The 23,745-nt window shown below is 25.7% G+C and carries 25 protein-coding genes and 5 tRNA genes; 28 read left to right on the forward strand and 2 right to left on the reverse strand.

Going from position 1 to position 23,745, the window contains the following annotated elements:
- Nucleotides 1-4 precede the first annotated feature (4 nt).
- From sepF to MCORR_RS03090, 15 genes are all read left to right on the forward strand, one after another.
- Nucleotides 5-379 (forward strand): cell division protein SepF, encoded by a 375-nt coding sequence (gene sepF, locus MCORR_RS03020; RefSeq protein WP_104208105.1) that lies wholly within the window; start codon nucleotides 5-7, stop codon nucleotides 377-379.
- 53 nt (nucleotides 380-432) lie between these two features.
- Nucleotides 433-1,416, forward strand: coding sequence for an alpha/beta hydrolase (locus tag MCORR_RS03025; protein ID WP_104208106.1), 984 nt, complete (start codon nucleotides 433-435; stop codon nucleotides 1,414-1,416).
- Between the two features lie 268 nt (nucleotides 1,417-1,684).
- A complete protein-coding gene (gene ileS / locus MCORR_RS03030) occupies nucleotides 1,685-4,411 on the forward strand; it encodes an isoleucine--tRNA ligase (RefSeq protein ID WP_104208107.1) in 2,727 nt (908 codons plus the stop codon).
- A 26-nt stretch (nucleotides 4,412-4,437) separates the two neighbouring features.
- On the forward strand, nucleotides 4,438-5,037 hold the full coding sequence (locus MCORR_RS03035; RefSeq protein WP_104208108.1) for a signal peptidase II: 600 nt from the start codon (nucleotides 4,438-4,440) through the stop codon (nucleotides 5,035-5,037).
- Complete coding sequence (locus MCORR_RS03040) at nucleotides 5,030-5,959, forward strand: RluA family pseudouridine synthase (protein WP_104208109.1); 930 nt, start codon at nucleotides 5,030-5,032, stop codon at nucleotides 5,957-5,959. Before MCORR_RS03035 ends, MCORR_RS03040 begins: the two co-directional genes overlap by 8 nt.
- Nucleotides 5,949-7,331: a hypothetical protein gene (locus tag MCORR_RS03045; protein WP_104208110.1), complete on the forward strand. Its 1,383-nt coding sequence runs from the start codon at nucleotides 5,949-5,951 to the stop codon at nucleotides 7,329-7,331. Before MCORR_RS03040 ends, MCORR_RS03045 begins: the two co-directional genes overlap by 11 nt.
- Before the next feature lies 1 nt (nucleotide 7,332).
- Nucleotides 7,333-7,809 (forward strand): deoxycytidylate deaminase, encoded by a 477-nt coding sequence (locus MCORR_RS03050; protein ID WP_104208111.1) that lies wholly within the window; start codon nucleotides 7,333-7,335, stop codon nucleotides 7,807-7,809.
- Between the two features lie 56 nt (nucleotides 7,810-7,865).
- Nucleotides 7,866-8,198 carry a holo-ACP synthase gene (locus MCORR_RS03055; RefSeq protein ID WP_104205651.1) on the forward strand — a complete coding sequence of 111 codons (333 nt, stop codon included), beginning with the start codon at nucleotides 7,866-7,868 and terminating at the stop codon, nucleotides 8,196-8,198.
- Entirely contained in the window at nucleotides 8,191-8,679 is a 489-nt protein-coding gene (locus tag MCORR_RS03060) for a dihydrofolate reductase (protein ID WP_104208112.1), read from the forward strand. Before MCORR_RS03055 ends, MCORR_RS03060 begins: the two co-directional genes overlap by 8 nt.
- Nucleotides 8,669-9,616, forward strand: a complete 948-nt coding sequence (locus MCORR_RS03065; RefSeq protein ID WP_104208113.1) for a lysophospholipid acyltransferase family protein — start codon at nucleotides 8,669-8,671, stop codon at nucleotides 9,614-9,616. Before MCORR_RS03060 ends, MCORR_RS03065 begins: the two co-directional genes overlap by 11 nt.
- 138 nt (nucleotides 9,617-9,754) lie before the next feature.
- Nucleotides 9,755-9,830: transfer RNA gene (locus tag MCORR_RS03070), tRNA-Thr, on the forward strand.
- Nucleotides 9,831-9,837: 7 nt separating this feature from the next.
- Nucleotides 9,838-9,920, forward strand: a tRNA-Tyr gene (locus MCORR_RS03075).
- 5 nt (nucleotides 9,921-9,925) lie between these two features.
- Nucleotides 9,926-10,000 (forward strand) — tRNA-Gln (locus tag MCORR_RS03080).
- A 5-nt stretch (nucleotides 10,001-10,005) separates the two neighbouring features.
- Nucleotides 10,006-10,081, forward strand: a tRNA-Lys gene (locus tag MCORR_RS03085).
- A gap of 8 nt (nucleotides 10,082-10,089) precedes the next feature.
- Nucleotides 10,090-10,178, forward strand: a tRNA-Leu gene (locus tag MCORR_RS03090).
- 86 nt (nucleotides 10,179-10,264) lie between these two features.
- Here the strand turns inward: MCORR_RS03090 and MCORR_RS03095 are convergent.
- Nucleotides 10,265-11,308, reverse strand: coding sequence for a lipoprotein (locus MCORR_RS03095; RefSeq protein ID WP_104208114.1), 1,044 nt, complete (start codon nucleotides 11,306-11,308; stop codon nucleotides 10,265-10,267).
- A 176-nt stretch (nucleotides 11,309-11,484) separates the two neighbouring features.
- On the opposite strand from MCORR_RS03095, the gene rpmG reads away from it, so the two are divergent.
- From rpmG to MCORR_RS03120, 5 genes are all read left to right on the forward strand, one after another.
- On the forward strand, nucleotides 11,485-11,628 hold the full coding sequence (gene rpmG / locus MCORR_RS03100; RefSeq protein WP_104205655.1) for a 50S ribosomal protein L33: 144 nt from the start codon (nucleotides 11,485-11,487) through the stop codon (nucleotides 11,626-11,628).
- A 256-nt stretch (nucleotides 11,629-11,884) separates the two neighbouring features.
- Nucleotides 11,885-12,958, forward strand: coding sequence for a M24 family metallopeptidase (locus MCORR_RS03105; protein ID WP_104208115.1), 1,074 nt, complete (start codon nucleotides 11,885-11,887; stop codon nucleotides 12,956-12,958).
- 28 nt (nucleotides 12,959-12,986) lie between these two features.
- Nucleotides 12,987-13,721: a Pr6Pr family membrane protein gene (locus MCORR_RS03110; protein WP_104208116.1), complete on the forward strand. Its 735-nt coding sequence runs from the start codon at nucleotides 12,987-12,989 to the stop codon at nucleotides 13,719-13,721.
- A gap of 59 nt (nucleotides 13,722-13,780) precedes the next feature.
- Nucleotides 13,781-14,002, forward strand: a complete 222-nt coding sequence (locus tag MCORR_RS03115) for a heavy-metal-associated domain-containing protein (RefSeq protein ID WP_104208117.1) — start codon at nucleotides 13,781-13,783, stop codon at nucleotides 14,000-14,002.
- Nucleotides 13,986-15,902: a heavy metal translocating P-type ATPase gene (locus MCORR_RS03120; protein ID WP_104208118.1), complete on the forward strand. Its 1,917-nt coding sequence runs from the start codon at nucleotides 13,986-13,988 to the stop codon at nucleotides 15,900-15,902. The genes MCORR_RS03115 and MCORR_RS03120 overlap by 17 nt, the downstream gene beginning before the upstream one ends.
- Before the next feature lie 360 nt (nucleotides 15,903-16,262).
- Here the strand turns inward: MCORR_RS03120 and MCORR_RS03125 are convergent, their stop codons facing one another.
- Nucleotides 16,263-17,039, reverse strand: coding sequence for a phosphotransferase family protein (locus tag MCORR_RS03125; protein WP_104208119.1), 777 nt, complete (start codon nucleotides 17,037-17,039; stop codon nucleotides 16,263-16,265).
- A gap of 50 nt (nucleotides 17,040-17,089) precedes the next feature.
- Here MCORR_RS03125 and MCORR_RS03130 point away from each other — a divergent pair, with 50 nt between their 5' ends.
- The 8 genes from MCORR_RS03130 to MCORR_RS03165 all read left to right on the forward strand — a co-directional run bounded on the left by MCORR_RS03130 (nucleotide 17,090) and on the right by MCORR_RS03165 (nucleotide 23,733).
- Entirely contained in the window at nucleotides 17,090-17,707 is a 618-nt protein-coding gene (locus MCORR_RS03130) for a non-canonical purine NTP pyrophosphatase (RefSeq protein ID WP_104205661.1), read from the forward strand.
- Nucleotides 17,697-18,242, forward strand: a complete 546-nt coding sequence (locus MCORR_RS03135; RefSeq protein ID WP_219818484.1) for a tRNA (cytidine(34)-2'-O)-methyltransferase — start codon at nucleotides 17,697-17,699, stop codon at nucleotides 18,240-18,242. Before MCORR_RS03130 ends, MCORR_RS03135 begins: the two co-directional genes overlap by 11 nt.
- Nucleotides 18,232-19,356 (forward strand): nicotinate-nucleotide adenylyltransferase, encoded by a 1,125-nt coding sequence (locus tag MCORR_RS03140; protein WP_104208120.1) that lies wholly within the window; start codon nucleotides 18,232-18,234, stop codon nucleotides 19,354-19,356. Before MCORR_RS03135 ends, MCORR_RS03140 begins: the two co-directional genes overlap by 11 nt.
- Nucleotides 19,347-19,988: a 5'-methylthioadenosine/S-adenosylhomocysteine nucleosidase gene (gene mtnN / locus MCORR_RS03145; protein WP_104208121.1), complete on the forward strand. Its 642-nt coding sequence runs from the start codon at nucleotides 19,347-19,349 to the stop codon at nucleotides 19,986-19,988. Before MCORR_RS03140 ends, mtnN begins: the two co-directional genes overlap by 10 nt.
- A 26-nt stretch (nucleotides 19,989-20,014) precedes the next feature.
- Complete coding sequence (gene rbfA / locus MCORR_RS03150; RefSeq protein ID WP_104208122.1) at nucleotides 20,015-20,362, forward strand: 30S ribosome-binding factor RbfA; 348 nt, start codon at nucleotides 20,015-20,017, stop codon at nucleotides 20,360-20,362.
- Between the two features lie 519 nt (nucleotides 20,363-20,881).
- Nucleotides 20,882-22,156 carry a hypothetical protein gene (locus MCORR_RS03155; RefSeq protein ID WP_104208123.1) on the forward strand — a complete coding sequence of 425 codons (1,275 nt, stop codon included), beginning with the start codon at nucleotides 20,882-20,884 and terminating at the stop codon, nucleotides 22,154-22,156.
- Between the two features lies 1 nt (nucleotide 22,157).
- The gene (locus tag MCORR_RS03160; protein WP_104205666.1) at nucleotides 22,158-22,868 is read left to right on the forward strand and encodes an ATP-binding cassette domain-containing protein; all 711 of its coding nucleotides are present in this window, start codon (nucleotides 22,158-22,160) and stop codon (nucleotides 22,866-22,868) included.
- The gene (locus MCORR_RS03165) at nucleotides 22,861-23,733 is read left to right on the forward strand and encodes a hypothetical protein (RefSeq protein WP_104208124.1); all 873 of its coding nucleotides are present in this window, start codon (nucleotides 22,861-22,863) and stop codon (nucleotides 23,731-23,733) included. Before MCORR_RS03160 ends, MCORR_RS03165 begins: the two co-directional genes overlap by 8 nt.
- Nucleotides 23,734-23,745: the final 12 nt, after the last annotated feature.

Genomic DNA, 23,745 nt, shown 5'->3' on the forward strand with positions numbered 1-23,745 from the left:
TTTTATGAGCAATAAATTAAAAAACTTTTTAAATAAATTAAAAACCAAAAATGAAAATATTCATAATGATTTAAAAGAATATGATATGTACGATGAAAATGAATCAGAATTATTGAAAGAAAATAGTAAAGACAATTTAACTATAGAAAAAGATATTTTATCTAAAAGAACAGAGATTTTTGTTCCAAAGATTTTTAATGATGTTAAAAATGTTGCAGATGAGTTAAAAAGTAATAAAATCGCATTAGTTGATTTATCTCAACTAAAAAGCGACGATAAAAGAAGAGTGATTGACTTCATTTCAGGTGTTATTTATATAAATGATGGATCACAAAAAAAATTAGAAAAAGAAATATATAAATTAATAATTAGGAAATAGATTTCTCTATTTTCTTTTTTTATAGTAAAATAGATTTAAATTAAAGGAGTTTCATGGCAGAATATTCACCAATCGCAAGAACTATCATTAATATGTGAAACTCTAGTTTTACTAAAACTTTCTTTATAAGAACAGATAGAAAAAATGTTAAATTTAATTATGTTAAGACATTTAATAGTATTAAACCAACTAATCGTAACTCAAATAAAAAAATGAAAATAAAGGAGTATAAAAAACCTACTGGTAATACAATTATTACATCAAAAGATGGTTTAAAAATTGTTGCTAGTGTTTGATTGAATCCAAAAGTGTCTGACAAATGAGTAGTTGGTGTTCATGGGTTTAACTCATCAAGGTTTGATGTTTTATATTTAACATGACATTATCGCGCTCTTGGATATAATATTTTAACATTTGATTTTAGAAATCATGGGGCCAGCGAAAATGACATTGTTTCATGGGGATATAAAGAAAAATGAGATCTTATGTCAGTAATAGAATGATTAACTAAAAATTATATTATTTCTCAAATAGGCTTAGTTGGAACAAGCATGGGAGCTTTTACTTGCATTTATACTTTAATGACTGAACAAGGTTTTATTGAAGAAAATAAAATAAGGTGGTTAGTATCTGATTCAGCATATATGTCTGTTAATAACATGATTTCAGAAATGATTTCTGATAATGCTTTTAAACTAATTGAAACTTATGCTCAAAATATTTTAGAAGATGTATTAAAAATTTATAAACAAGAGTATAAAGTTGATTTTAAAGGTTTAGATTTTATTAAGTTGATTCAAAAAGGACACAATTATATACCAATAATGTTTATACATAATCGATTTGATCGAGTGACTAATTTTTTAGACAGTTTCAAAATGCAAGAGATTAAAAATAATATCGAACATAGTGACCAAAATGAGTTAATCATTTATGATGAAGGTTATAATCATACAAAATCCATTATTAAATTTACAAAAGACTATACAAATAGAACTTTAGAATTTGTTAAAAAACACCAATTAGAATCAAAATAAGATAAAATATTATTGTATAAAACTAAAGGACAAGTTATATAATAGTTTATTTAAAGAGAGTCGAAGTTTGCTGAAATTCGATAATAAACGTTATTCTAATATCACCTTTTTTTAACAGAAAAGAAAAACTATAAGTTGAGTAGAATTCTGCGGTGGAACCGTTAAAACTTTAAAGATAACAAATCAAAAGATTTTGTTAATTAGGATGGTACCGCGTTTTTAATCGCTCCTTATTCAAGGGGCGATTTTATTTTTTGAAAGGAAACACATGAGCAATAACTATAAAGACACACTGTTAATAGGGCAAACAAAATTTGACATGAGAGCAAATTTAAAGGAAAAAGAACCTACTATTCAAGCATTTTGAGAAGATGAAGATATTTATAATAAAAAGTTAAATATTAATAGAGATAAACCATTATTTATGTTACATGATGGACCACCATATGCAAATGGTGATTTACATTTAGGTCATGCACTTAATAAAACGTTGAAAGACTTTATCATTAGATTTAAAAACTCTAGTGGCTTTAAAGCACCATTTATTTGTGGTTGAGATACTCATGGATTGCCAATTGAAACTGTTGTTACTAAAAGTGGGATTGACAGAAAAACCACACCAGTTGTAGAATTTAGAAAATTATGTGAAAAGTATGCTTTAAAACAAGTTGACAATCAAGCAAAACAATTTAAAAGACTTGGAGTGTTTACTAATACTGATCTTAAATACATAACTTTACAACATGAATTTGAAATGAGTGAATTAAGATTGTTTCAAAAAATGTTTGAAAAAGGTTTAGTTTATAAAGCCTTAAAACCAATTTATTGATCACCCTCAAGTGAGTCAGCCTTAGCTGAATCAGAAATTGAATATCAAGATGTTAAATCACCAACTATTTTTGTTGCTATGAAAATAACTGAAGGTAATGAATTTGTTAGTGTTGGTGATGAAATTGTTATTTGAACTACCACTCCATGAACTATCCCATCAAATCAACTAGCAGCTGTTTCTGAAAACATTGAATATGTTTTAGTTAAAGTAGAGTCAAGAAGATTCATAGTGGCTAAAAACCTTCTTGAAAGTATCTCTAATCAAATTGGTTGAGGTGATTATAAAATTATAAATAATTTTTATGGGGACAAATTAATAGATGTTAAATATGCACACCCTTTGTATGACAAAAAAATTAATAAAGTTGTTTTAGGGCATCATGTAACAGATGAAGCTGGAACAGGAATTGTTCATATTGCTGGAGGTTTTGGAGAAGATGACTTCATTATTGCTAAAAAAAATAATATAGAACCATTTGCACCAATTGATGACCAAGGTAAATTTACAAAAGAAATAGCTCAATATGATGAACAACTAGTAAATGTTTTTTATGAAGATGCTAACAAAATTGTTGGTATGCAATTACAAGAAAAAAATAGATTATTAAAGTTGAAGTTTGTTTCTCATTCATATCCACATGATTGAAGAACTAAAAAACCAGTAATTTACCGTTGTACTTATCAATGATTTATTAATCTAGAAAAAGTTAAATCCGACATTTTAAAAAATGTTGATAGCATTACAACAAGACCTGAATGAGCAAAAAAAAGACTTTATCAAGTTTTAGAAGACCGTGTTGATTGAACTATATCAAGACAAAGACTATGAGGTGTTCCTATTGTTGCTTTTTATAATCAAGATAAGGAATTAGTTATTAATGATGAAATTTTAGATTTTGCTATTAAACAAATTGAAAATTTAGGAACTAATTCTTGGTTTGAAAAACCAGCAAATGTATTTTTACCTGAAAAATATCATAGTCAAAATTTTGTAAAAGAAAAAGATATTTTAGATGTATGATTTGATTCAGGATCTTCTGCAATTGCTTTAAGTGAGAAGTATAAAGAATTTAAATTGCCATATGATGTGTATTTAGAAGGAAGCGATCAGTACAGAGGTTGGTTCAATGCTTCTATGATTAACTCTACAATTTATTCAAATAATGCACCTTACAAAAAATTAATTTCTCACGGAATGACTGTTGATGAAAAAGGCAATAAAATGAGTAAGTCACTAGGCAATGGAATTGACCCAATAGAATTTGCAAATACTCAAGGAACTGATATTTTAAGATTATGAGTTAGTTCAACTGATTATTCAGATGATCAAAAAATTGGTAATGATATTATTAAACAAATTGGAGAAAGTTACAGAAAAATTAGAAATACAATTAGATTTATTTTAGCTAACTTGTTTGATTTTGATTCAATTAAACATTATCAGACAAATTTAGAAGAGGTTGATAGATATGCTTTACATAATTTAACTTTAAATAAAAATAAGATAATTGAAGCTTATGAAAATTTTGCATTTAATCAAGTTTACAGCACATCTTTAAATTATGTGACAAAAGATTTATCATCATTTTATCTAGATTTTATTAAAGATATATTATATATTGAAGGTGCAAATTCCACAAGAAGACGTCAAGTTCAAACTGTTTTATATGAACAATTAATTATGTTAATTGATGCTTTAAGACCGATTATTCCTCATACAATTGAAGAGGTATATCAAGAATTTAATATAGAAAATAAATCTAAGTCAGTCCATCTTGTTGATATTAAAGAACAAAATTTTACTCAAAATAATGAGTTTGTTAATAGATGAAATAAATTACAATTATTAAGAGAAGATGTAAATAAAGCTTTAGAAATAGCAAGAGAAGAAAAAATAATTAGTAAAGGTTTTGAAGCTATTCTAAATATTGATTTGAAAAGTGATTACAAAGAACTTGAAACTATAAAAGATTTAAATCAAATATTTATAGTTAATAAAATAAATTTTGTGAGCTTAGAACAAGGATTAGAATTAAAAACATCAGTTATCAGTGTTAAATTAAAAACTGGAGAAAAATGTCAAAGATGTTGAGCAATTTTTGACACTTTAGTTAACTATCAAGTCTGTACAAGATGTAATAATGTTGTGAATAGTTTAAAATAAACTTAATAAGAATAAAGGGTGAAAGTATGATACTTAAAAATAGGATTAATAATTTTTGGTCATTTTTAAAAAAATATAATTATGAATGAAAAATGAAATTAATAGTAGGTGTGCCAATTATTATTATTTTAGTAGCCTTAGATTGAATTTCAAAAGGAATAGTTACTTCTAATATGACATTGGGTCAATCAAAAGATTTCTTACCAGGTTTTTTAAACCTTAATTACATAATTAATTTAGGAAGAGCTTGAGGTGAAAACAATGATTCTGCAAGTTTAGCAAAAAATATATCTTTTGCAGCAATATTCACAATATTAATATTGGTTGTATTTATATTTGTAAATTCCAAAAAATGAATAATACCAATAGCCATGTTATTTTCAGGTGCATTTGCTAACGTATTGGCCAGATCTTGAGCTCCAATGAATGCTGATGGTGTGCATGGTGGTGTTGTTGATTTGTTGGTGTGAGATTTTGATTTCCTTATATTTTCAAAATCTTATATATTTAATTTAGCAGATGTTTGGGTTTGTGTTGGTATACCTTTAATGGGGGTTTGTTTTATTATAGAATTGATACAAATGTTTTTAGAGGCCAAGAAAAACAAAAAGGAATTACATGACTAAAATATTAATTAACGAATTTAAAAATAGATTAGATAAGTTTTTAGTCGAAGAATTAAACAAAGACCAAGAATATTCGAGAAGTTATATCCAAAAGTTAATTAAAGATGGGAATATTTTAGTTAATGGCGAAATGCAAACAAAATCTAATACAAATTTACAAGTTAGTGATAAAGTTGAAATTAATTTTCCTGAAATTAAAAAATCCGAACTTAAAGGTGAAAAAATTGATTTAAATATAGTTTATGAAGATGAACATTTATTAGTAATTAATAAAGCTAATAACATGGTCGTTCATCCAGGTGCTGGTAACCCTGATGGCACATTAGTTAATGCTTTACTTGGAAGAGAAGAAATAAATCTAAGTAATATTGGTGGTGTTGAAAGACCAGGGATTGTTCATCGTTTAGATAAACAAACAACAGGTCTAGTTATTGTTGCCAAAAATGATAAAACTCATCAAGAATTATCCAATCAATTAAAAGATCATAAAGTCTACAAAGAGTATATCGCGTTAGTGTGAGGTAATATTGAAGAAGAAAAAGGTGTCATTGACGCACCTATTGGTAGACATCAAAATGATAGAAAAAAAATGATGGTGACGAATAAAAACTCTAAGTATGCAAAAACTAATTTTGAAGTACTTGAAAGATTTGAAAATACAACTTTAGTTAAATGTTGAATAGAGACTGGAAGAACACATCAAATCAGAGTTCATTTCAATTTTATTAAGTTTCCAATTGTAAATGATCCTATATATGGTAGATTATCTGATAAAACTGATGAATTTGGTCAAATGCTTCATGCTTATAAATTGCAATTTATACACCCCATTAAAAAAGAAATGGTAAAATTAAAAACAGAACTACCTAAAGAATTTTTAGATAGAATTAAAAAAGAAGGAGGAGCAAAGCATGAGTGATAAAAACATTCAAATGTTTAAGTCTTTTATTTCTTTTTTAAAAAAAGAATACAAATATAAAGAATTAAAAAAAATCCCAGCAAAAGAAAATAAAGTATTTTTAGTTAACAGAATTTATAAATATCAAATTATAATTTTAGATAATGATCAAAGTGCTAATGATCTAACTAGTGAAAATATTTTATACAATGATTCATCAATTGATAAAGATTCAATTTTAAAAATTACTTTTTCTAATAATGTGCCAAGACCTTTACAGCAAATTAATGGTATTTGATCAATTCAAACAAATAATGAAAAAGTTCAAAGTGATTTAATTCAAATTTTTGGTGATATTCATAAATTAAACCTTTATCAAATAGAAGAAACTAAACCAGAAAATTCTAACATGTCAATTCAAGAACAAAACGAGATCAAGGTAAAAAACTTTAATTCATTTATGGCTAAAATTAAAAATAACAAAATTTCTTTTACTTGAGCTATATTGGTTTTATTTATTATTTTACCTTCAATAGCAACAATACTTGGAAGTGTGTTAAATATAAATTGATTAGATGAAACCACAATCAACGCACCAAACATAGTACATAGAAGTTGAACATCAGGTGCTGCACAAATAGTATTTGGCGGTACAAACAGGACGATAACAATAAATGGTGGTCAGTATTGAAGAATTTTAACATATGGATTTAGTGCTATGGAAAATAGTAAAAGTGGATTATTGTTTGATTTGCTTATATTATTCTTTGTTTGCTCTGCTCTTTTTTCTACATCAAGAATGACTGAAATAGTAAACGGTTCTGTAAAAAAAATAGCAATACCATTTGTTGTTAGTTACATTTTATTAGGATTTATTACATCAACAACTATGCCATATTCAATAACTTCTGGTCCTCTTCCTATTTTATCTATCATGATAGGAATAATGCTAATGAATGTTTCTGGTGATAAAACACCAGTATCAATTTTTGCAAAAACAAAATCAGTTTGACCAATATTGATCATTATCTTAGTTGCATCTTCATCAAATGATACAATGAGTTCATTCTCAATTGCTTTTTTAGGAATGGTTTTTGGTTCAATAACTTATGCATTAACAAGCAAAGGTGCAAATGAATGAAAAATATCTGAAAAAATTATGTTGTTTTTATTAGTTTTATTTATTGTTGTTGGAATTGTGTTTTTATTTGTTTTAAAAACAATTCCTGCATACAATAATAATATTTTAGCTGCTATAAACTTTTATTTAAATAAAGGAATTATTAGTGATGGATACGCGACTAATTTAGTTGTCAATAAAATTGGTTGAATGGGGTCTGTGCTTTCTGCTGATATTGGTTGAGTATGACAACCCGGAATTATAACAGGTGTCTAATATGAAAAGGCAAGGCTATTTAAGTTGAGAGAGTTTTTTTGTTAGCGTAGCTAAGGTTTGTGCAATGAGAAGTAAAGACCCTTCAACTCAGGTCGGCGCTGTTATTGTTAATCCTTTAAAACAAATAATAGCTACTGGTTATAATGGTTTCCCAAGAGGAATTGATGATAATGAGTTTCCTTGAACAAAAAGTCAAGAAGTAGAATGAAAAAATACTAAATATCCATTTGTGGTGCATGCTGAACTAAATGCAATTGTAAACGCAAGAGCAGACTTATCAGATTGCAGTTTATACATAACTTTGTTTCCATGCAATGAGTGTGCCAAAATTATTATTCAAGCAGGTATTAAAGAAGTTTTTTATACAGGGGATAAAAATATAGATTCTAAAGAAGCCCAAGCTTCTATTAGAATGTTAAAAGCTGCTAATATCACAACTAAAAAAATAAATGATATTATTGTTGAAGTTACTAAGTAGTCTTAATGGCTATTTTTTATTAAATGATAAATATACAAAAATGAAAGAGAATATTTATGCAAAGAATCGGAATTGACATTATTGAAAATAAACGCATTAAAATAAAACAAAAATTTATTGATAAAGTTTTAACAATAGAAGAAAAAGTGCTTTTAGAAAGTATTATTTCTAAAAAAGCAAAAATAAACTTTATTGCTGGTAGATGAGCTGTTAAAGAAGCTATATTTAAATCTCTTAATTCAAAACAAAAAATAAGTTTTAATAAAATTAATGTTGGTTATGATAATCAAAGCCCTATAATAACTAATCTAGAATTAAGTAAAATATTAATTTCAATATCTCATGAAAAAAAGTATTCCATAGGAATGGCTATTAATATTTATGATTAAGATAATATGGGCTCAAACAAAAAGTGGGGTAATAGGAAAAGACGCAAAATTACCATGGAATATACCTGAAGAAATGAAGCATTTTAAAAAAACTACAATTAATTCTAGTGTCTTGATGGGCCGAAAAACTTTTACATCAATGAATAATAAAAAACTACCTAATAGAATTAATTATGTTTTGACAAAAAATCTTGATTCTTATAAAGACAATCAAGATGGCTTATTTTTTATAAATAATGTTGATTCACTAATTGAAGAATATCAAACTAATGAAAAAGATCTATATGTTATTGGTGGAAATTCAGTTTTTAGTAAAATGATTGATTCTGCTGATCAATTAATCCGAACTATTATAAAAGAAGAATATGAAGGTAATGTTTACATAGATGAAGTAAATTTAACTAAATTTGATAAAATAAATGTAGTTGAGTACAAAGACTTTTATATTGAATATTTTACAAGGAGAAAAGATGACAACTAATAAAGAATTAACAAATCATGAATTATCAGAAAATAAAATAAACGATAATGAGCGCAGTTTAAAAATTAGTAAACTAAAAATTATTTATTTATGGTTTCCAATTTGAAGAATGATGACTAAAGCCAAAAAAATTAGTAAAAAAAATTACAAAACTCCTGGTTTTTATTCAGAAGAGTATGCTTATAATTTTGCTAAAAAATCAGCTAATAGAATTTTAAAAGCTTCAAATATAAATATTACAGTTGAAGGGTATGAAAATTGATTAGATCGTGGAGTTATTTTGGCAGCTAACCATCAGTCAAATTTTGATCCAACTATTCTTTTTGCTTTAAACAATTTTTACTTGAATCAACCTATGGCATTTATTGCTAAAAAAGAATTGTGAAATGATAAAAAATTAGGTAGATTTGTAAGAATTATTGACTGTATTCCTTTAGATAGAGAAAGTCCAAGAAATGCTTTAGAAGCATTTAAAGAAGCTAAAGAACTTGTTGTTGATTATAAGAGATCTTTAGTGATTTTTCCAGAAGGTACTAGAAGTAAGTCACAAGAAATAAAAGATTTTCATCCAGCAGCACTTAAAATAGCTCAAATGGCTAATGCACCTGTTATTCCTGTAACAATTATTAATGCCTATCAAATATTTAAAAAAGATAGACCAAAAAAAGTTGAAGTAAAAGTTATTTTTGGTAAACCAATAATGCCAAGTAAACATATATCTTTAAAAACAGAAGATTTATCAAATAATGTAAGAAAAGTTATCTCAGAAAACATGGAAAAATACAAGGATAAAGATTTGATTTGAGATTACAAAACTATAAATAAAATTAATCCTAAAAATGAAGAAGAAATTAGAGAATCAATTAAGAAAAAAACTAACCCTTCACCAAAAAAACAAAAGAAAAAACTTAAAGATATTTTCAATGTAGTTGACTAATAACAAGTGTGTTAAAACTACTTGTTTTTTTATTACAAAAAATTTTCAAAATTTCTTATTTTTACTTGTTTATTTTTTGTCTTTAAGATAAAATAAATATTGTCCTTGTTAGAATAAGGATGCATATCTAAAGGTAATGCTGACTTAGCTCAGATGGTAGAGCAATTGACTAGTAATCAATAGGTCGAAGGTTCAACTCCTTTAGTCAGCACCATATAAATGGAGGGGTAGCGAAGCGGTCAAACGCGGGTGGCTGTAACCCACTTCCTTTGGTTCGGGGGTTCGAATCCCTCCCCCTCCACCATTTATTGGGCCATAGCCAAGCGGTAAGGCAAAGGACTTTGACTCCTTCATGCGCCGGTTCGAATCCTGCTGGCCCAACCAACTATGACTCGCTAGCTCAGTCGGTAGAGCAACTGGCTTTTAACCAGTGGGTCCGCAGTTCGAGCCTGCGGCGAGTCACCATTAATTATCCCCAAGTGGCGGAATCGGTAGACGCAGCGGACTTAAAATCCGCCGGGCTTTATATCCTGTGCCAGTTCAAGTCTGGCCTTGGGGACCATTTTAAAATAATACAACCATTAAGGTTGTTTTTTTTTTTTTTTTAAATAATATTAATAATAAAAAAACTAACTTAAAAAAGTTAGTTTAATCAGGAATTCTATTTAAAACACCTTCATCTCATTTATCAATCAATTTTTTATAAGGTTCTAGACCACTATCGTTAAAAGAAAATTTAGATGTTCCTTCTTTTTTATAGATATCTTGTAAAATTGATTTATTATTACTTTCAACATTACTAAAAGCTAATGTTTCATTTCAAGTTTTAAACATATTTTCAATATCTTTTGAATCATATGATCTACCTTTATTTTTAAAAGCATCTTGGTCTTTTTGAAGAATAACTTTATCAACTTCATTGTAAACTGTATAGCCATTTAAATAGCCTATTAGCTCACCATTTCTTATAATTAAGAAAATAGGCCCTTTCGACTCGCTAAGCTCTTTAACTTTTGTTTCAATTAATGTTTGAGCTCCATCAAATAACTCATTTTTTTTAGTTTTAGTATTAGCTTCAGCTAACTTTTGATTGTTTGTTTCTAAAGTAATGTCATAAGTCATTCTAGCTATTGAAGGAGTTAATCAATCACTTAATATTTTTTTAGTAACTTTGCTTGTTCATAAGTTATCAATTGAAGAAGCTTGATAGCCTGCAATTTTAATATCTGTTCCAAGTGCTTCTTTTGAAAAAATAACATTTTCAGTTTTATTTATAAACTCATGTCTAGAATTTGATTTATTTCATTTTGTTGAAACTTCTTGAATTCCAGCATCATTTCCAAGAGAAGTTAATTTTCCAAGATCTTTAAAAGCTTTAACAGGACCAGTACTTGCATCTGTACCATTATTTAAAACTGCAAAAGCATCTGTTAAATTTTCAGTGTTTGTTGCTTGTTTTAAAGCATATTCAAATGATAAAGAAGAGTAGTTGTCAGCCCCACCTATATAATAAACTAGCGTTGAACCTTTTTTATCTATTTCATTTACCCCTTTAAAAGTTGGTCTTGTACCATCAGCTAATTCAATAAATTGATTAACTGTTTCTGCAACATTATTAGAACAAGAAACAACAACTAAACTAGGTGTTGCTGTTAACGTTAATGCTCCCAAAATGATCAATAATTTCTTCATGTTTTCTCCTATAAGATATATTAAATATATTTTACTATAAAACTGATTTTATAACAAATAAAAATTATTTAAATATTTATTAATATATAAAAATGTTTTACAAATCTGTGATATTATTTATTATAGATTGTCTTAAAAAAACAAAACAATTTAAATGAGCAGCGAGGTGAAAGTTTATGCGTGAAAAATATATTCTACGTTGTACTGAATGTAAAAATGAAAACTACATTGGTAGAAACGACAAGAAAAAAGAAAAAATAGAAGTTAAAAAATTCTGTAGTAAATGTAACAAACATGAAGTTCATAAACAAAAAAAATAGTTAATACTAATTTTTATATTTTGATTGCTTTTAATATTTTACAAAATAAATCATTCCATAAAATAAAGTTAGCAAGAAAAAGTAAAGATTATTTGCAAGAAAAATGATTGTTTTATATATATTAGCTAAAACAATACTAAAAAATAATTTTCTAAAAATGCAGAAAATTATTTAGATATTCTGAAACTAAATAAAAATCGTATCATATAATATTGGTATAATTTATTTAAATAATTTTTTATTAAAAGGAGATTTTATGTCAAAACAAAAAATTATAAAAAATTTATTAGAAAAAAATAATGCTGATGCAATATTATTATATTCACCACAAAATAGATACTGATTTTCAAGATTTCATTCTTCACTAGGGTATTTAATTGTAACTAAAGAAAATAGTTATTTATTTTTAGATGGTAGATATATTACTGCTGCTTTAAATAATAAAAATATTCCAAGTGATATTAAAATTTCAGGTTTTAATAAAGGATTATGAGACTCAATTAAAGACGTGTTGAAAAATGAAAATATTAAAACATTAGCTTTTGAATCAGATTGAGTTCATTATTCAGAATATGAACAATATAAAACAATCTTTAAAGAACTAACTTTAAAACCAGTTGATACTTCGTCAATTAGAATTATTAAAGATGAATGAGAAATAAAACAAATTCAAAAAGCATGTGATATAACTAATGAGGTATTTGAATCAGTTTTAAAATTTGTTAAACCTGGAATGACTGAAAAAGAATTACAAAGATTTGTTGATAATGAATTTTTAGTTTTAGGTGCTGATAAAATCTCTTTTGATACTATTGTCGCTAGTGGAATTAATGGTGCAATGCCACATGCTGTTCCAAGTGATAAAAAAATTCAATTAGGTGAATTAGTCACTTTGGATATGGGTTGTTATTACAATGGCTATTGTTCTGATCAAACTAGAACTTTTGCAATGGGAGAAATTGATAAAAAGTTAGAAGACATTTACAATACAGTGTTTGAAGCTCAAAGTTTAGGTATAAGTTTAGTTAAAGCTGGTGAAGATGCTGGTGAAATTCATAAAGCTGTTGCCAAATATATTGATGAGCGTGGTTATGCTGGTTACTTTACACATGGTTTGGGTCATGGTTATGGTGTTGAAATTCATGAAGAGCCATACACTTCACCCACAGGTAATAGAACACTTGAACCTAATATGACTATCACTATTGAACCTGGGATTTATATCCCTGAAATTGGTGGTGTAAGAATTGAAGATGACTTATTAGTAACAAATAAAGGTTATAAACTTCTAACTTCAGCTAGAAGAGAATTGGTTAAAATTAAGTTTTAATTAAAACATGTTAAGGAGAAATAAAAAAATGACAAAATTTAAAATATCGTATAAACTATTTTTTGGACTACTATCATTTACTGTAATGATTGCGTATTATGTATGAGGAATTTTTAATAATAATGATATTATAGACGTATATAATGGAAACTATGAGACTTTTACAATAGATTATTTTACTACTTTTACATTACTTTCAAATGTTCTAGTTCATGCATGATTAATTGCAGCAGGGATCAATTATAAACAAGAAGGTAAAAGCAAATTATTAGGTCATACAACCGCAAATACTTTAGCAACATTAATTACTTTAACTTTTATAATCTATAATTTTGTTTTAATTCCTGTTCAAGGTTTTCCAACACAAACATTTAGTTGAATAACTTCAATAATAAATCATGTAATCACACCAATTATATTTGTAATTTATGTAAACTTCATGATGGAAAACAAAGAAATCGTTATTAAAAAAGAATACATTCTAAAAAAATTCTGAATTCCATTCACAATGACTTTAGCATATTGTTTATTTGCAATGTTTAGAGGTGAATTAAGACTTAAATCTGGTTACACAGAAAGTATTCTTTATCCTTACTTTTTCTTAAATGTTCACAAAGTAGGACCTATGGGAATTCCTGGATATGGATGATTCGCAATTGCCTTTGTTTTAGTTGTTGTAATACTTTTTAGCTTTAGTTTCTTATACAATTGCATAAATAACAAAATGGTAACTCGTAAATTTATAAAAACAAGCACTTTTTAATTTAAAAACTCCTATTCAAGATATATAATTTATATATCGAAAAAAAGGAGTTTTTATTTATGGCAAAAACTGTATTATTACATGTAGATTCATTAGATTGTGCAAGTTGTGTTTCTTCTGTTGGAAAATCACTTCGAAATAATTTTATAAAAGATTATACAGTTTCATTACTTGAAAAAGAAATAGAAGTTGTTTACGATGAAAATGAAACTAACGCCAAAGAGATTAGAAAAATATTAAAAAAATCAGGATATAAAGGCACAATTGTTAGCGAAAGTTAAAACTAAAAAGTTTTTAAAACAACTGGTTTTTTTAATAGATATTTTACTAGCGCTTTCTTTATCGATTATTAATTTAAACTCAACCATAAGTAATAATTTATATATGGTGTTTTTTGGTTTTGTCCCGTTAGCTATTATTAACACTTATTTTATAGGTTGAAAATATATAGAAAGAACATATTTTGAAATATTTAAGTGAAAAAGAATAGGGATGAACTTTTTAGTATTTGCATCAACTCAAATATCTTTAATTTATAGTTTAATAGAAATTATTTATTATTTAAATCGTGGTGATTATTTAGAATTACATTTAATAGAAATTCCAATTTTTGTAATTATCTTTGTAAAAATAGGTGATTTGATAAATGACTACATAAAATCAAAAATTGGGAATGACTTAAAAAAAATTCAATCACTTCAATCTAAAAATGCATTTTTATTGAGAAATGAAGAATATATAAAAGTAAACGTAAATCAAATTAGTGCTGGTGATATTATTAAAGTACCTATTGGTTACAATGTTCCAATGGATGGTATTTTAATATCTAAACAAGCACTTGTTGATTCACAACTTATTAATGGTGAAAATCATGGTTTGGAAATATCATATAAAGATAATGTATTTGCAGGAATGAGGAATATGGGTGAGGAATTTTCAATTGAAGCTACAGGTTTAGTAAAAGATAATTTAATTAATAAAATGGTTAAGAAAATAAATCAAATTCAAACTGAAAAAAAAGGAATTCAAACAATTGTTGATAGAGTACTTTTGTGATTTACACCAGTTGTTTTAGTTTTATCTATTTTAGGTTTTTTCATATCTTATTTCTTTTTTGAAAATGGTAGTTTTTTGTTATCCTTAAAAGTTTCTATAACTGTTTTAGTTTCCGCATGCCCTTGTGCTATAGGTTTAGCAACACCATTAGCTATTTTAATAGGTGCTAGCAGGGCTGCTAAAAAGGGCGTTATATTTAATAAACCTGAATCTTTTAGTAAACTGCATACAATTTCAACAGTTGTTTTTGATAAAACTGGTACCTTAACTAAAGGCGAAATTGAAGTTAAAGATTATATTGGTGATGAAAAATATTTACCAATAATTGGTTCATTTCAATTAAACATAAAACATCCAATTGCTTCGGGAATTGTTAATTATCTCAATAAAAAAAATATTGACTGTAACATAAAATTACGTCAAATTGATAAAGATTTTTTAACATTCACATACTTAGATGATCATTATCAAATAATTAAATATAGTAATTTTAAAAGTGCAGGATCAGCACCTGAAATTAATTTTAGACAGACTACAAATACAAGCTCATTATTGTTTAAAAACAAAAATCTTGTAGCTCAAATATTTTTTGAAGATAAGTTGAGAGAAGGAGTAGATGATAAAATTCAAGAGTTGATGGTACAGGGTTTTAAAGTTGTAATGATTACTGGGGATAATATTGGAGTTGCTAAAAAGGTTGCTAGTTCATTAAAAATAAAACATGTATATGCAAATATGACACCAGATAAAAAGCTTCTTTTAATTAAAGAAATGCAAATGAATGGGGAAAAAGTTCTTTTTGCAGGTGATGGCTTAAATGATGCTTTGGCTATTAAACAAGCTGATTTATCAATTGCTGTTATTACTAAAAGCACTTATTTAGATCTTGATGCAGATATTGCTTTGTTAGATTCAAAAATTAGTTTAATAGTTGACACTATAAATGAAGTTAAAAATACTAAAAAAATTATTTATTCAAATTTATTTTGAGCATTCACTTATAATTTAATAATAATACCTTTAGCTTTATTTGGTGTATTATCACCACACATTGGAATGTTAGCGATGTTCTTATCATCAATTTTAGTTTTATTAAATTCTTTGTATTTTAAAATGAAAAAGTAAATAAGATGAAAATTTTACAAACCAGATTGATCAAATAATGATGTTTTAAATAGTTACATGATAATGAAATGTGCATTGTTAGTCACGATAATAACTATCTTTTTGAAATGCTATTTTAAAGTAAATTTAATCAGGTTTGACCTGATTAACTATTTTAAATAAAAAAATAGTTGAAAAATTTTGATAAATACAGTTGAAGTTTTACTATTAATAAACAAATAATAAATTATTTAAAAAAGCTTAGAAATACTAAGCCAGAAAGCATTATTCAAAATTATCTTATAGATTTGAAAAAAGGTTTACATTTGTTGGTCCAGTCACAAAATACTCATTTCTAAAATAATTTTTTATTGACGATATTTAACTTCTTGTTCTAAACAAAGCATTAATTTTGTCGTTCATAATATTTACAAAAATACTATTATTTGTTTTTTCAAACATGTATAAAGCTCAATAACCTCATAAATAATTTTGAAACAAAATTAAATCATTTAATTTCTTTTTTTCTTTTTCTGTTAAATTTAATAACTCAATAAATTTATCATGTTTTTTAACAGGCAATGACTCGCTAATAAAACTTGCATAATCAAATAAGTAATGATTATATGAAGCATATTCAAAATCAATAACTTTTCATCCCTTTTTGAAATTAATAAAGTTATTTAAAACTAAATCATTATGAGAAAAAACAGGATAAGAACCATCATCTCAATAATTATTTAAAATTTTAATTATTCTTGAGTCAAAAACTTTTAGTTGTTGAATTTCTTTTTGAACGTTAGATTTAAAAAACATCAAAAAATCAAGTGGTTTAAATACTGCAATATTTTCTAATTTTAAATTATGAATATTTTTTATAATATTGATAATTGTTAGCATTTTATTAGTGCATATATTTACTTGACTAAGTGTTTTAACATTTTTAAAAAAATGGGTTTGAGAAGTAAATAAAGTTTCTTTTTGATAAGCAAAAGGGATAATAACATACTTATTTTTTATTTTATTTAACTGATCATAAATTGCTATTTCATTATTTCTATTTAAATAATCATCACAAAAAATATGAGATTCTTTGTAAAGGATGTTATTTTTAACATTTATTTTATTTGTTAGTCCTAATATTTTATTTTTATTCATATTAACCTCTAAAATATATATTATATATTTAATAGACAAAAAGGAATTAAATGAATAAGAAAACATTATGATTTGCTAGCTCCAATAAAGGTAAAATAAAAGATATTAAAAGTCTTTTGGGCTTGTTTGATATTAAGTTCTTAGATGAATTGCCTGATTATGTGGAACCAGAAGAAAATGGTGATACATTTGAAGCTAATGCAATAATAAAAGCTAAGAGCTTAAGTGAAGTTGTTGACGGGTGAGTTATATCAGATGATTCTGGTTTTTGTGTTGATGCTTTAAATGGATTTCCAGGAGTTCTTTCTAAAAGGTGGGCATATCCTGTAAGTGATGATGAAAAATTGTGTGAATTATTATTGGCAAAAATTAAAAAAGAAACAAATATGAGTAATTTAAAAGCCAATTTTACAACTTGTTTAGTTTTATATAATCACACTTTAAATAAACAATACATTTTCACTGGTTTGTGTGAAGGTCAACTAGGTGATAAAATAATAAAAGGTAATGATACTTTTGCATATGATTGAATTTTTAAACCAGATCAGTTTAATGTTTATTTTGCAGAATTATCAAGTGAATTAAAAAGAAAAATATCAGCAAGAGGTATTGCTGTAAAAAAGTTAATAGACTTTATAGAAAGTAAGGAATTTGAATATGAGTATTAATAAAAAAGTTAATGTTGTTTTATTTGAACCTGAAATTGCACAAAATGTAGCAGCAATTATTAGAACTTGTGTAGCTACTAATTCTGTTTTGCATATTATTGAACCATTAGGTTTTATTTTTAAAAAAGAAGAACTTAATCGTGCTAGTGCTGGAACATTTGATTTAGTTGACTATAAACTTTATGATGACTGAAACGATTTTGAATCACAAAATAAAAATATAAATTTATATTGTATTTCAAGATATGGTAAAAACACACACAGTGATTATGATTTTAATGAAAATAATGAAGAAGTTTTTGTAATGTTTGGGAAAGAATCAACAGGAATTGATAAACAAATCCTTAAAGAGAACTTTGATAAAACATTTAGATTACCTATGTCAGAGCAAACCAGAAGTATTAATTTAGCTAATACTGTAGGTATTGTTGTTTATGAAATATTAAGACAATGAGATTATCCAGGTTTGAGTAAAACAGAAGTTCAAAAAGGTGCTGATTATATAATGAACGAAGAGTGAAGAAATGAAAAATAATACAAAAAAAAGAATTGCATTGTTTGGGGGAAGTTTTGATCCAGTACACACTGATCATTTAAGCATGGCTTTAGCTTGTAAAGAAGATTTAAAATTTGATGAAATTTGAATGATCCCAACGTTTTTATCACCTTTTAAAATATCTGTTAATACAACGAACAAACATAGAATTGAAATGTTAAATATTATGATTGAAGGTTATGATTTTATTAAAATACAAGAATTTGAAATTAATAATAATAAGCCAACCCCAACAATTGAGACTGTGAAGCACTTTAAAAGTATTTATCCTGAATATGAGTTTGCTTTTGTTATTGGGACTGATAACTTGGATAGATTAGAAGAGTGAAATAATTTTTATGAGCTAATTGATTTAGTTGAATTTGTTGTTTTCAAAAGAAGTGAAAATTTTAAAAGTAATATTGCAAAAAAATATAACTTTAAAATATATGATTTTAAAAACACTTTTTTAAGCTCAACTAACATTCGCAAATTAGTTGATATCAAAAACCAAGATAAAAGAATTAATCAGTATATAAACGATCATTTACTTTATTTGAATAAAAGACTAGAACCGTTTTTAGATGAAGAAAGATACCAGCATTGTATAAATGTTGGGGATATGGCTTATTTGTTGGCAATTAAACACAAAGTAAATGTACACAAAGCAAGAATTGCAGGAACTTTGCATGATGTTACCAAAAGATGACCCAAAGATAGACAATTAGAATATTTAAACAAGTATAACCCAGAATTAATAGCAGAACCATTTCCTGTTTGACATTCATATACTGGAGCTCTTCATTTAAAATATGATTGATTGATCACAGACCAAGAAATCTTAAACGCAGTTTTTAATCACACTGTTGGAAGTGATAAAATGACTGATTTAGATATGGTTGTATTTTGTGCTGATAAAATATCAAAGGAACGTAATTATGAAAATGTTAATTTCTTTAGAGCAGAATGTTTTAAAGATTTAAAAAACGGATTTAAGTTATTATTAGAACAACAATTAATAAATGCAACTAAAAATCAAGATGTTAATAACTTAGGAAAAAATATTTTAAAAACAGCTAAAAAATATTTAAAAGGGGATAAAAGATGAAATTAATTATTGGAGCTATGTTTGAAGAACTTCAAACAAGTATTGATTATTTCAAAGCTAAAAAAATCGAAAATTCAATTTGTAATATATATGAAAATGAAAAAATATTATTTTGTGTTACAGGAATTGGTTTAATTAATGCAGCTGTGGGCTTAAGCTATGTATTAAACAATTATGAAATATCACAAGTTATAAATATTGGAACTAGTGGAGCTTGTGATTCAAGTTTAAAACAAAAAGATATAGTTTGAATAAATAAAATTTTTAATAGCGCAGCTGATGCTACAGTTTTTGGTTATGATTATGGACAAATCCCAAAAATGCCTAAATTCTATGAATCTGCAAGCAATGATTTGAAAGAAAAATATATTAATAAAAATATTGCGTCATCAGATATTTTTATTAATGATATTGAACAAGTAAACAAACATATAAAAAAAATACCAAGCATGATAAGTGTACTAGACATGGAATGTTTTGGGTATGCACAAACAGCTTATATTTACCAAAAACCATTTATTTCAATAAAGGTAATAAGTGATGTTATTGGTACAGAAGATAGTAATGCAGTGCAATTTAACGAATTTATAAAAATAGCTGGTAATGAAATTTTGAATGTAGTTAAAAATCTTATATAATTAATTTAAATAGAAAAAGGTGTTTTATGGCTAACAATAAAATTAAAGGTAGAAAAGAATCTACAATCTTAAGAGAATTAACAATGATTTTGGAAAGAGAACTAAAAAATGATGTTCTAAGTGCAGTATCGATTGCTGAAGTTAGACTAACAAATGATAGTGAAATTGCAAAAGTATTTTGATCGTTTTTACCAATAAAAGGAATAACAAAAGAATTAATCCAAAATGAATTAGACACTAATATTAAATTAATTAGAATGAAATTATCTAAAAAATTAGATACTAGAACAGTTCCTGAATTAAAATTTGAATATGATACAAGTTTGGAAAATGCAAACAGAATTGAAGAGATTTTAAAAAAAGTTAAAAATTAATCATTATAAAAATATATAAGAAAAATAGGCGACTTTTTAAGCACTTACTTTTTTAGTAACACTCTATATAGATTATTTTTCATTACTAATTTAAAATATCTATTTTCAAAAATCTTTATTTATCTCTTGATTTTGGTTTTTTATAAATTCTCTTTTAGTCTTTCAAAAAGATAATAAAAAAGTAAATACTGCATGTACCAAAAAATTATTATAATATCTAAAAAGCTGGCTTTTCATAAAGAAATCCTTTTTTTATAGAGTATTTAAAACAAAATAACTTCATTTTAAATGGTTTAAACCCAAAAATCATTTCCACTTCACACTTATAAATTCTGTACTTATGGTTGGAAACCCCAACCCTTTTCAAAGACTTAAGAAAATGTTAAGTTTAAGAGTTGAATAGTAAAATCTAGCGCTTTTTAATTTTTTATATCATACTTACCATTTTTAATCACTTTTTTTGTATAATCTTTAATGGTTAAAATTAAACTTAAAAATTATTAAAAAGGTGGAAATAAAATGTTTAAAAATAAATTTTTAATAACAACTATGGCTGCATTTTTTATTTTAAGTTCTTCACCTATATATTCAATATACTTTATAATACAAAACTCAGTGAAAAAAGAAGGAAAATTTTCAGGTAATCAGTTGAAAAACCTTTTAAATTTTAATGATATTCCTTTATCACCTTTATACAGGAAAAGTTGAGAAAAATTGATAAGTGATTCTGATTCATTTTCTGCTATTTATGATTGAAAATACAAACTAAAAATGGAATCATTATTAAATCGAATCTTAAATAAGGATATTAATATAATGAATGCCGACTTTAAGAAAAAACCGATTTCAACAAAAACAAAATTAACTGATGCTGTTTATTTAGGTTTACAAGTTATGGGCCATAATAAACCAACAGCTACAGAGATGCATGAAATTGGTAGATATGAAATAGCCAACTTTACGGCACTTGAAAATGCAGGTTATACTATTTATGTAAGTAACAGTGATAAGAGACTTGAAATTTTATACACAGATGAAAATGATACTTTCACCGATGGCGAAAATAGAAATTATGTTAAGTTAAATAATAAAAAGGGAACGGATAATATTTTCTTTAAAACCACAGAATTAATAACAAGTGAAAATGTAGTAAACCAGCCAAATAGTGACATTCCAGTATATTTTAAAGCAAAAAAAGATAATGAGATACTTGATTTATATGACCCATTCTATGGAAGAAATAAATTGGAAATTCAAGTAAGATCATCTGATTCTGAGGAATATATTCAATATAAATTATGAGATTGAAATCAATATAATTCAAATGATCTTGATTTAAATTGCTACATAGCAAATAACTTTATTAAGATTTATTGTGAAATCGCTTTAAATTACATTGATTTTATTGATCCGCTATCTCCAAACTATCATCAAAAAGGTAGTCCTTTAACTGATGCTAATGATCCATTTAAATATTCAGGAACAACACCCGGTTCGCTTTTATATTATGCATACAAATATAATGCATATTATGATTTAAGAATATTTGTTTTTACAGTTGCAAATAATAATCAAAGAATAGTTTATATAAGCTATGATCAAAATAATGAAATTGAATATGACAAAAGTAGTAATAAACCTATTGTTGATGAACACTTAAAAGATACAAAAAATAATATAGAAAATAGAGAAAGACTATCGTTTAATCCTTGAATTGATTTAAATAAATCAATGCGTGCTTTTGTTGAAAAAACTTGAGACTTATTAATGTTTACGATGGAGGAAATGAGCTAGTATGATAGAAATAAAAAATCTTACTAAAAAATATGGACAAAATGTTGTTCTTGATGGAATTAACTTAAATATTAAGGATGGAGAATCTATTGGTATTTTAGGAGCTAATGGAGCAGGTAAAACAACATTAGTTGAAATAATTTCTGGAGTTAGTGACTTTTCAAATGGAGAAATTAATTTCTACAATTCAGAAAACGAAAAAGATAACTCACTACAAGAAAAAATCGGTATGCAATTTCAAAGTGGCAGTTGGCCTTTCAACACTAGAGGAGTTGACTTATTAAATCTTTTTGTTGGTAAAAATTGAAAGAAAGATAAATATATTGAAAATTTATTAGATATATTCGAAGTTACTACAATTATTAAAAAAAGAATATCTTATTGTTCAAGTGGGGAGCAACAAAGATTTAATTCAATGCTATCCATTATTAATAAACCAAGTGTGCTCATATTAGACGAATTGATTACAGGTTTAGATTTAAAAATGCAAATTAAATTAATTAATTTCTTTGATAAAATGAGAAAAAATGAAAAAATTACTTTAATAGTTATATCTCATATTCCAGAAGAAATAGAACAAATCTGTAAAAGAATAGTTGTACTAAATAAAGGAACTATATTTATCGATAAAACGGTAAATGAAATAAAAAAGCAATATGGATCAATTAGAAATTTCTTAACTTTATATTTTGAGGGAAAGATAAATGACTAAAGCAAGTTATAGTGAATTTTTTAAGAGCAGTTCTAACAACTTTAGAAAAGTATTTAGAGCTAGTTTTATTTCTTCAATTAAAAATGAAAGAGCATGAGTTTTCATAATTCTTGGCTCACTAATAATTACAATTATTTGCTTTGTAGGGTATTCAACTTTTTCTAGAACATATGAATTATTACCACCTCAAATGTTAGCGATATTTATCATTCCTTCTTTTGTTTCGGCAGCATATTTTGTTATATTTTTAATTGAGTGAAAAGACACTTCACTTTTAAAAAGAATCAAATTCTTAGGTATTAAAAAGTGATCAATAATATTTTCGTTTATGTTATGTGCTGTTTTCTTTGCATTTATTTCTGAAATTATTGTAATATTTACAACTTTTTTATTATCCTTAATATTTATAAGAATAAAATTTTACTACATCATAGATTTAAATTGATGAATGTGAATATGATTCTTTTCTTTATCTTTTCTTTGTGTTTGTTCTTCATTTTTATTTTCTTCAGCAATAGCGGATTTATTTAAAAGTAAAAATGTTAGAACATCAGTACCATTAATAATTTTTCTGCTGTTCTTGGTGATGTCAGATACAATTATCCCTTCATTTATTTCAGCTAGATGAGGTACATTTAATTATTTTGGGTATGCTTTTATTTCAAAATATGTAGTTTGAAGTTTATTAATTGTTTCATCATATTCTTTTGTTGATTTTAGTGGTGGAATACAACAAATAATTTTTGATGAATCTCATAGTGAAACAACTCTATTTGTTTCAAATTTATGAATTCTGTTAACAGTTTCAATAATATTTATACTTGCAACTTATTACTTATCAGTGAAATTTTTCAAATGAAAATAAGAGAGGAAAAAA

Origin of the sequence: Mesoplasma corruscae, assembly GCF_002930145.1 — a bacterium.
Taxonomy (GTDB): Bacteria; Bacillota_I; Bacilli_A; order Mycoplasmatales; family Mycoplasmataceae; genus Entomoplasma; species Entomoplasma ellychniae.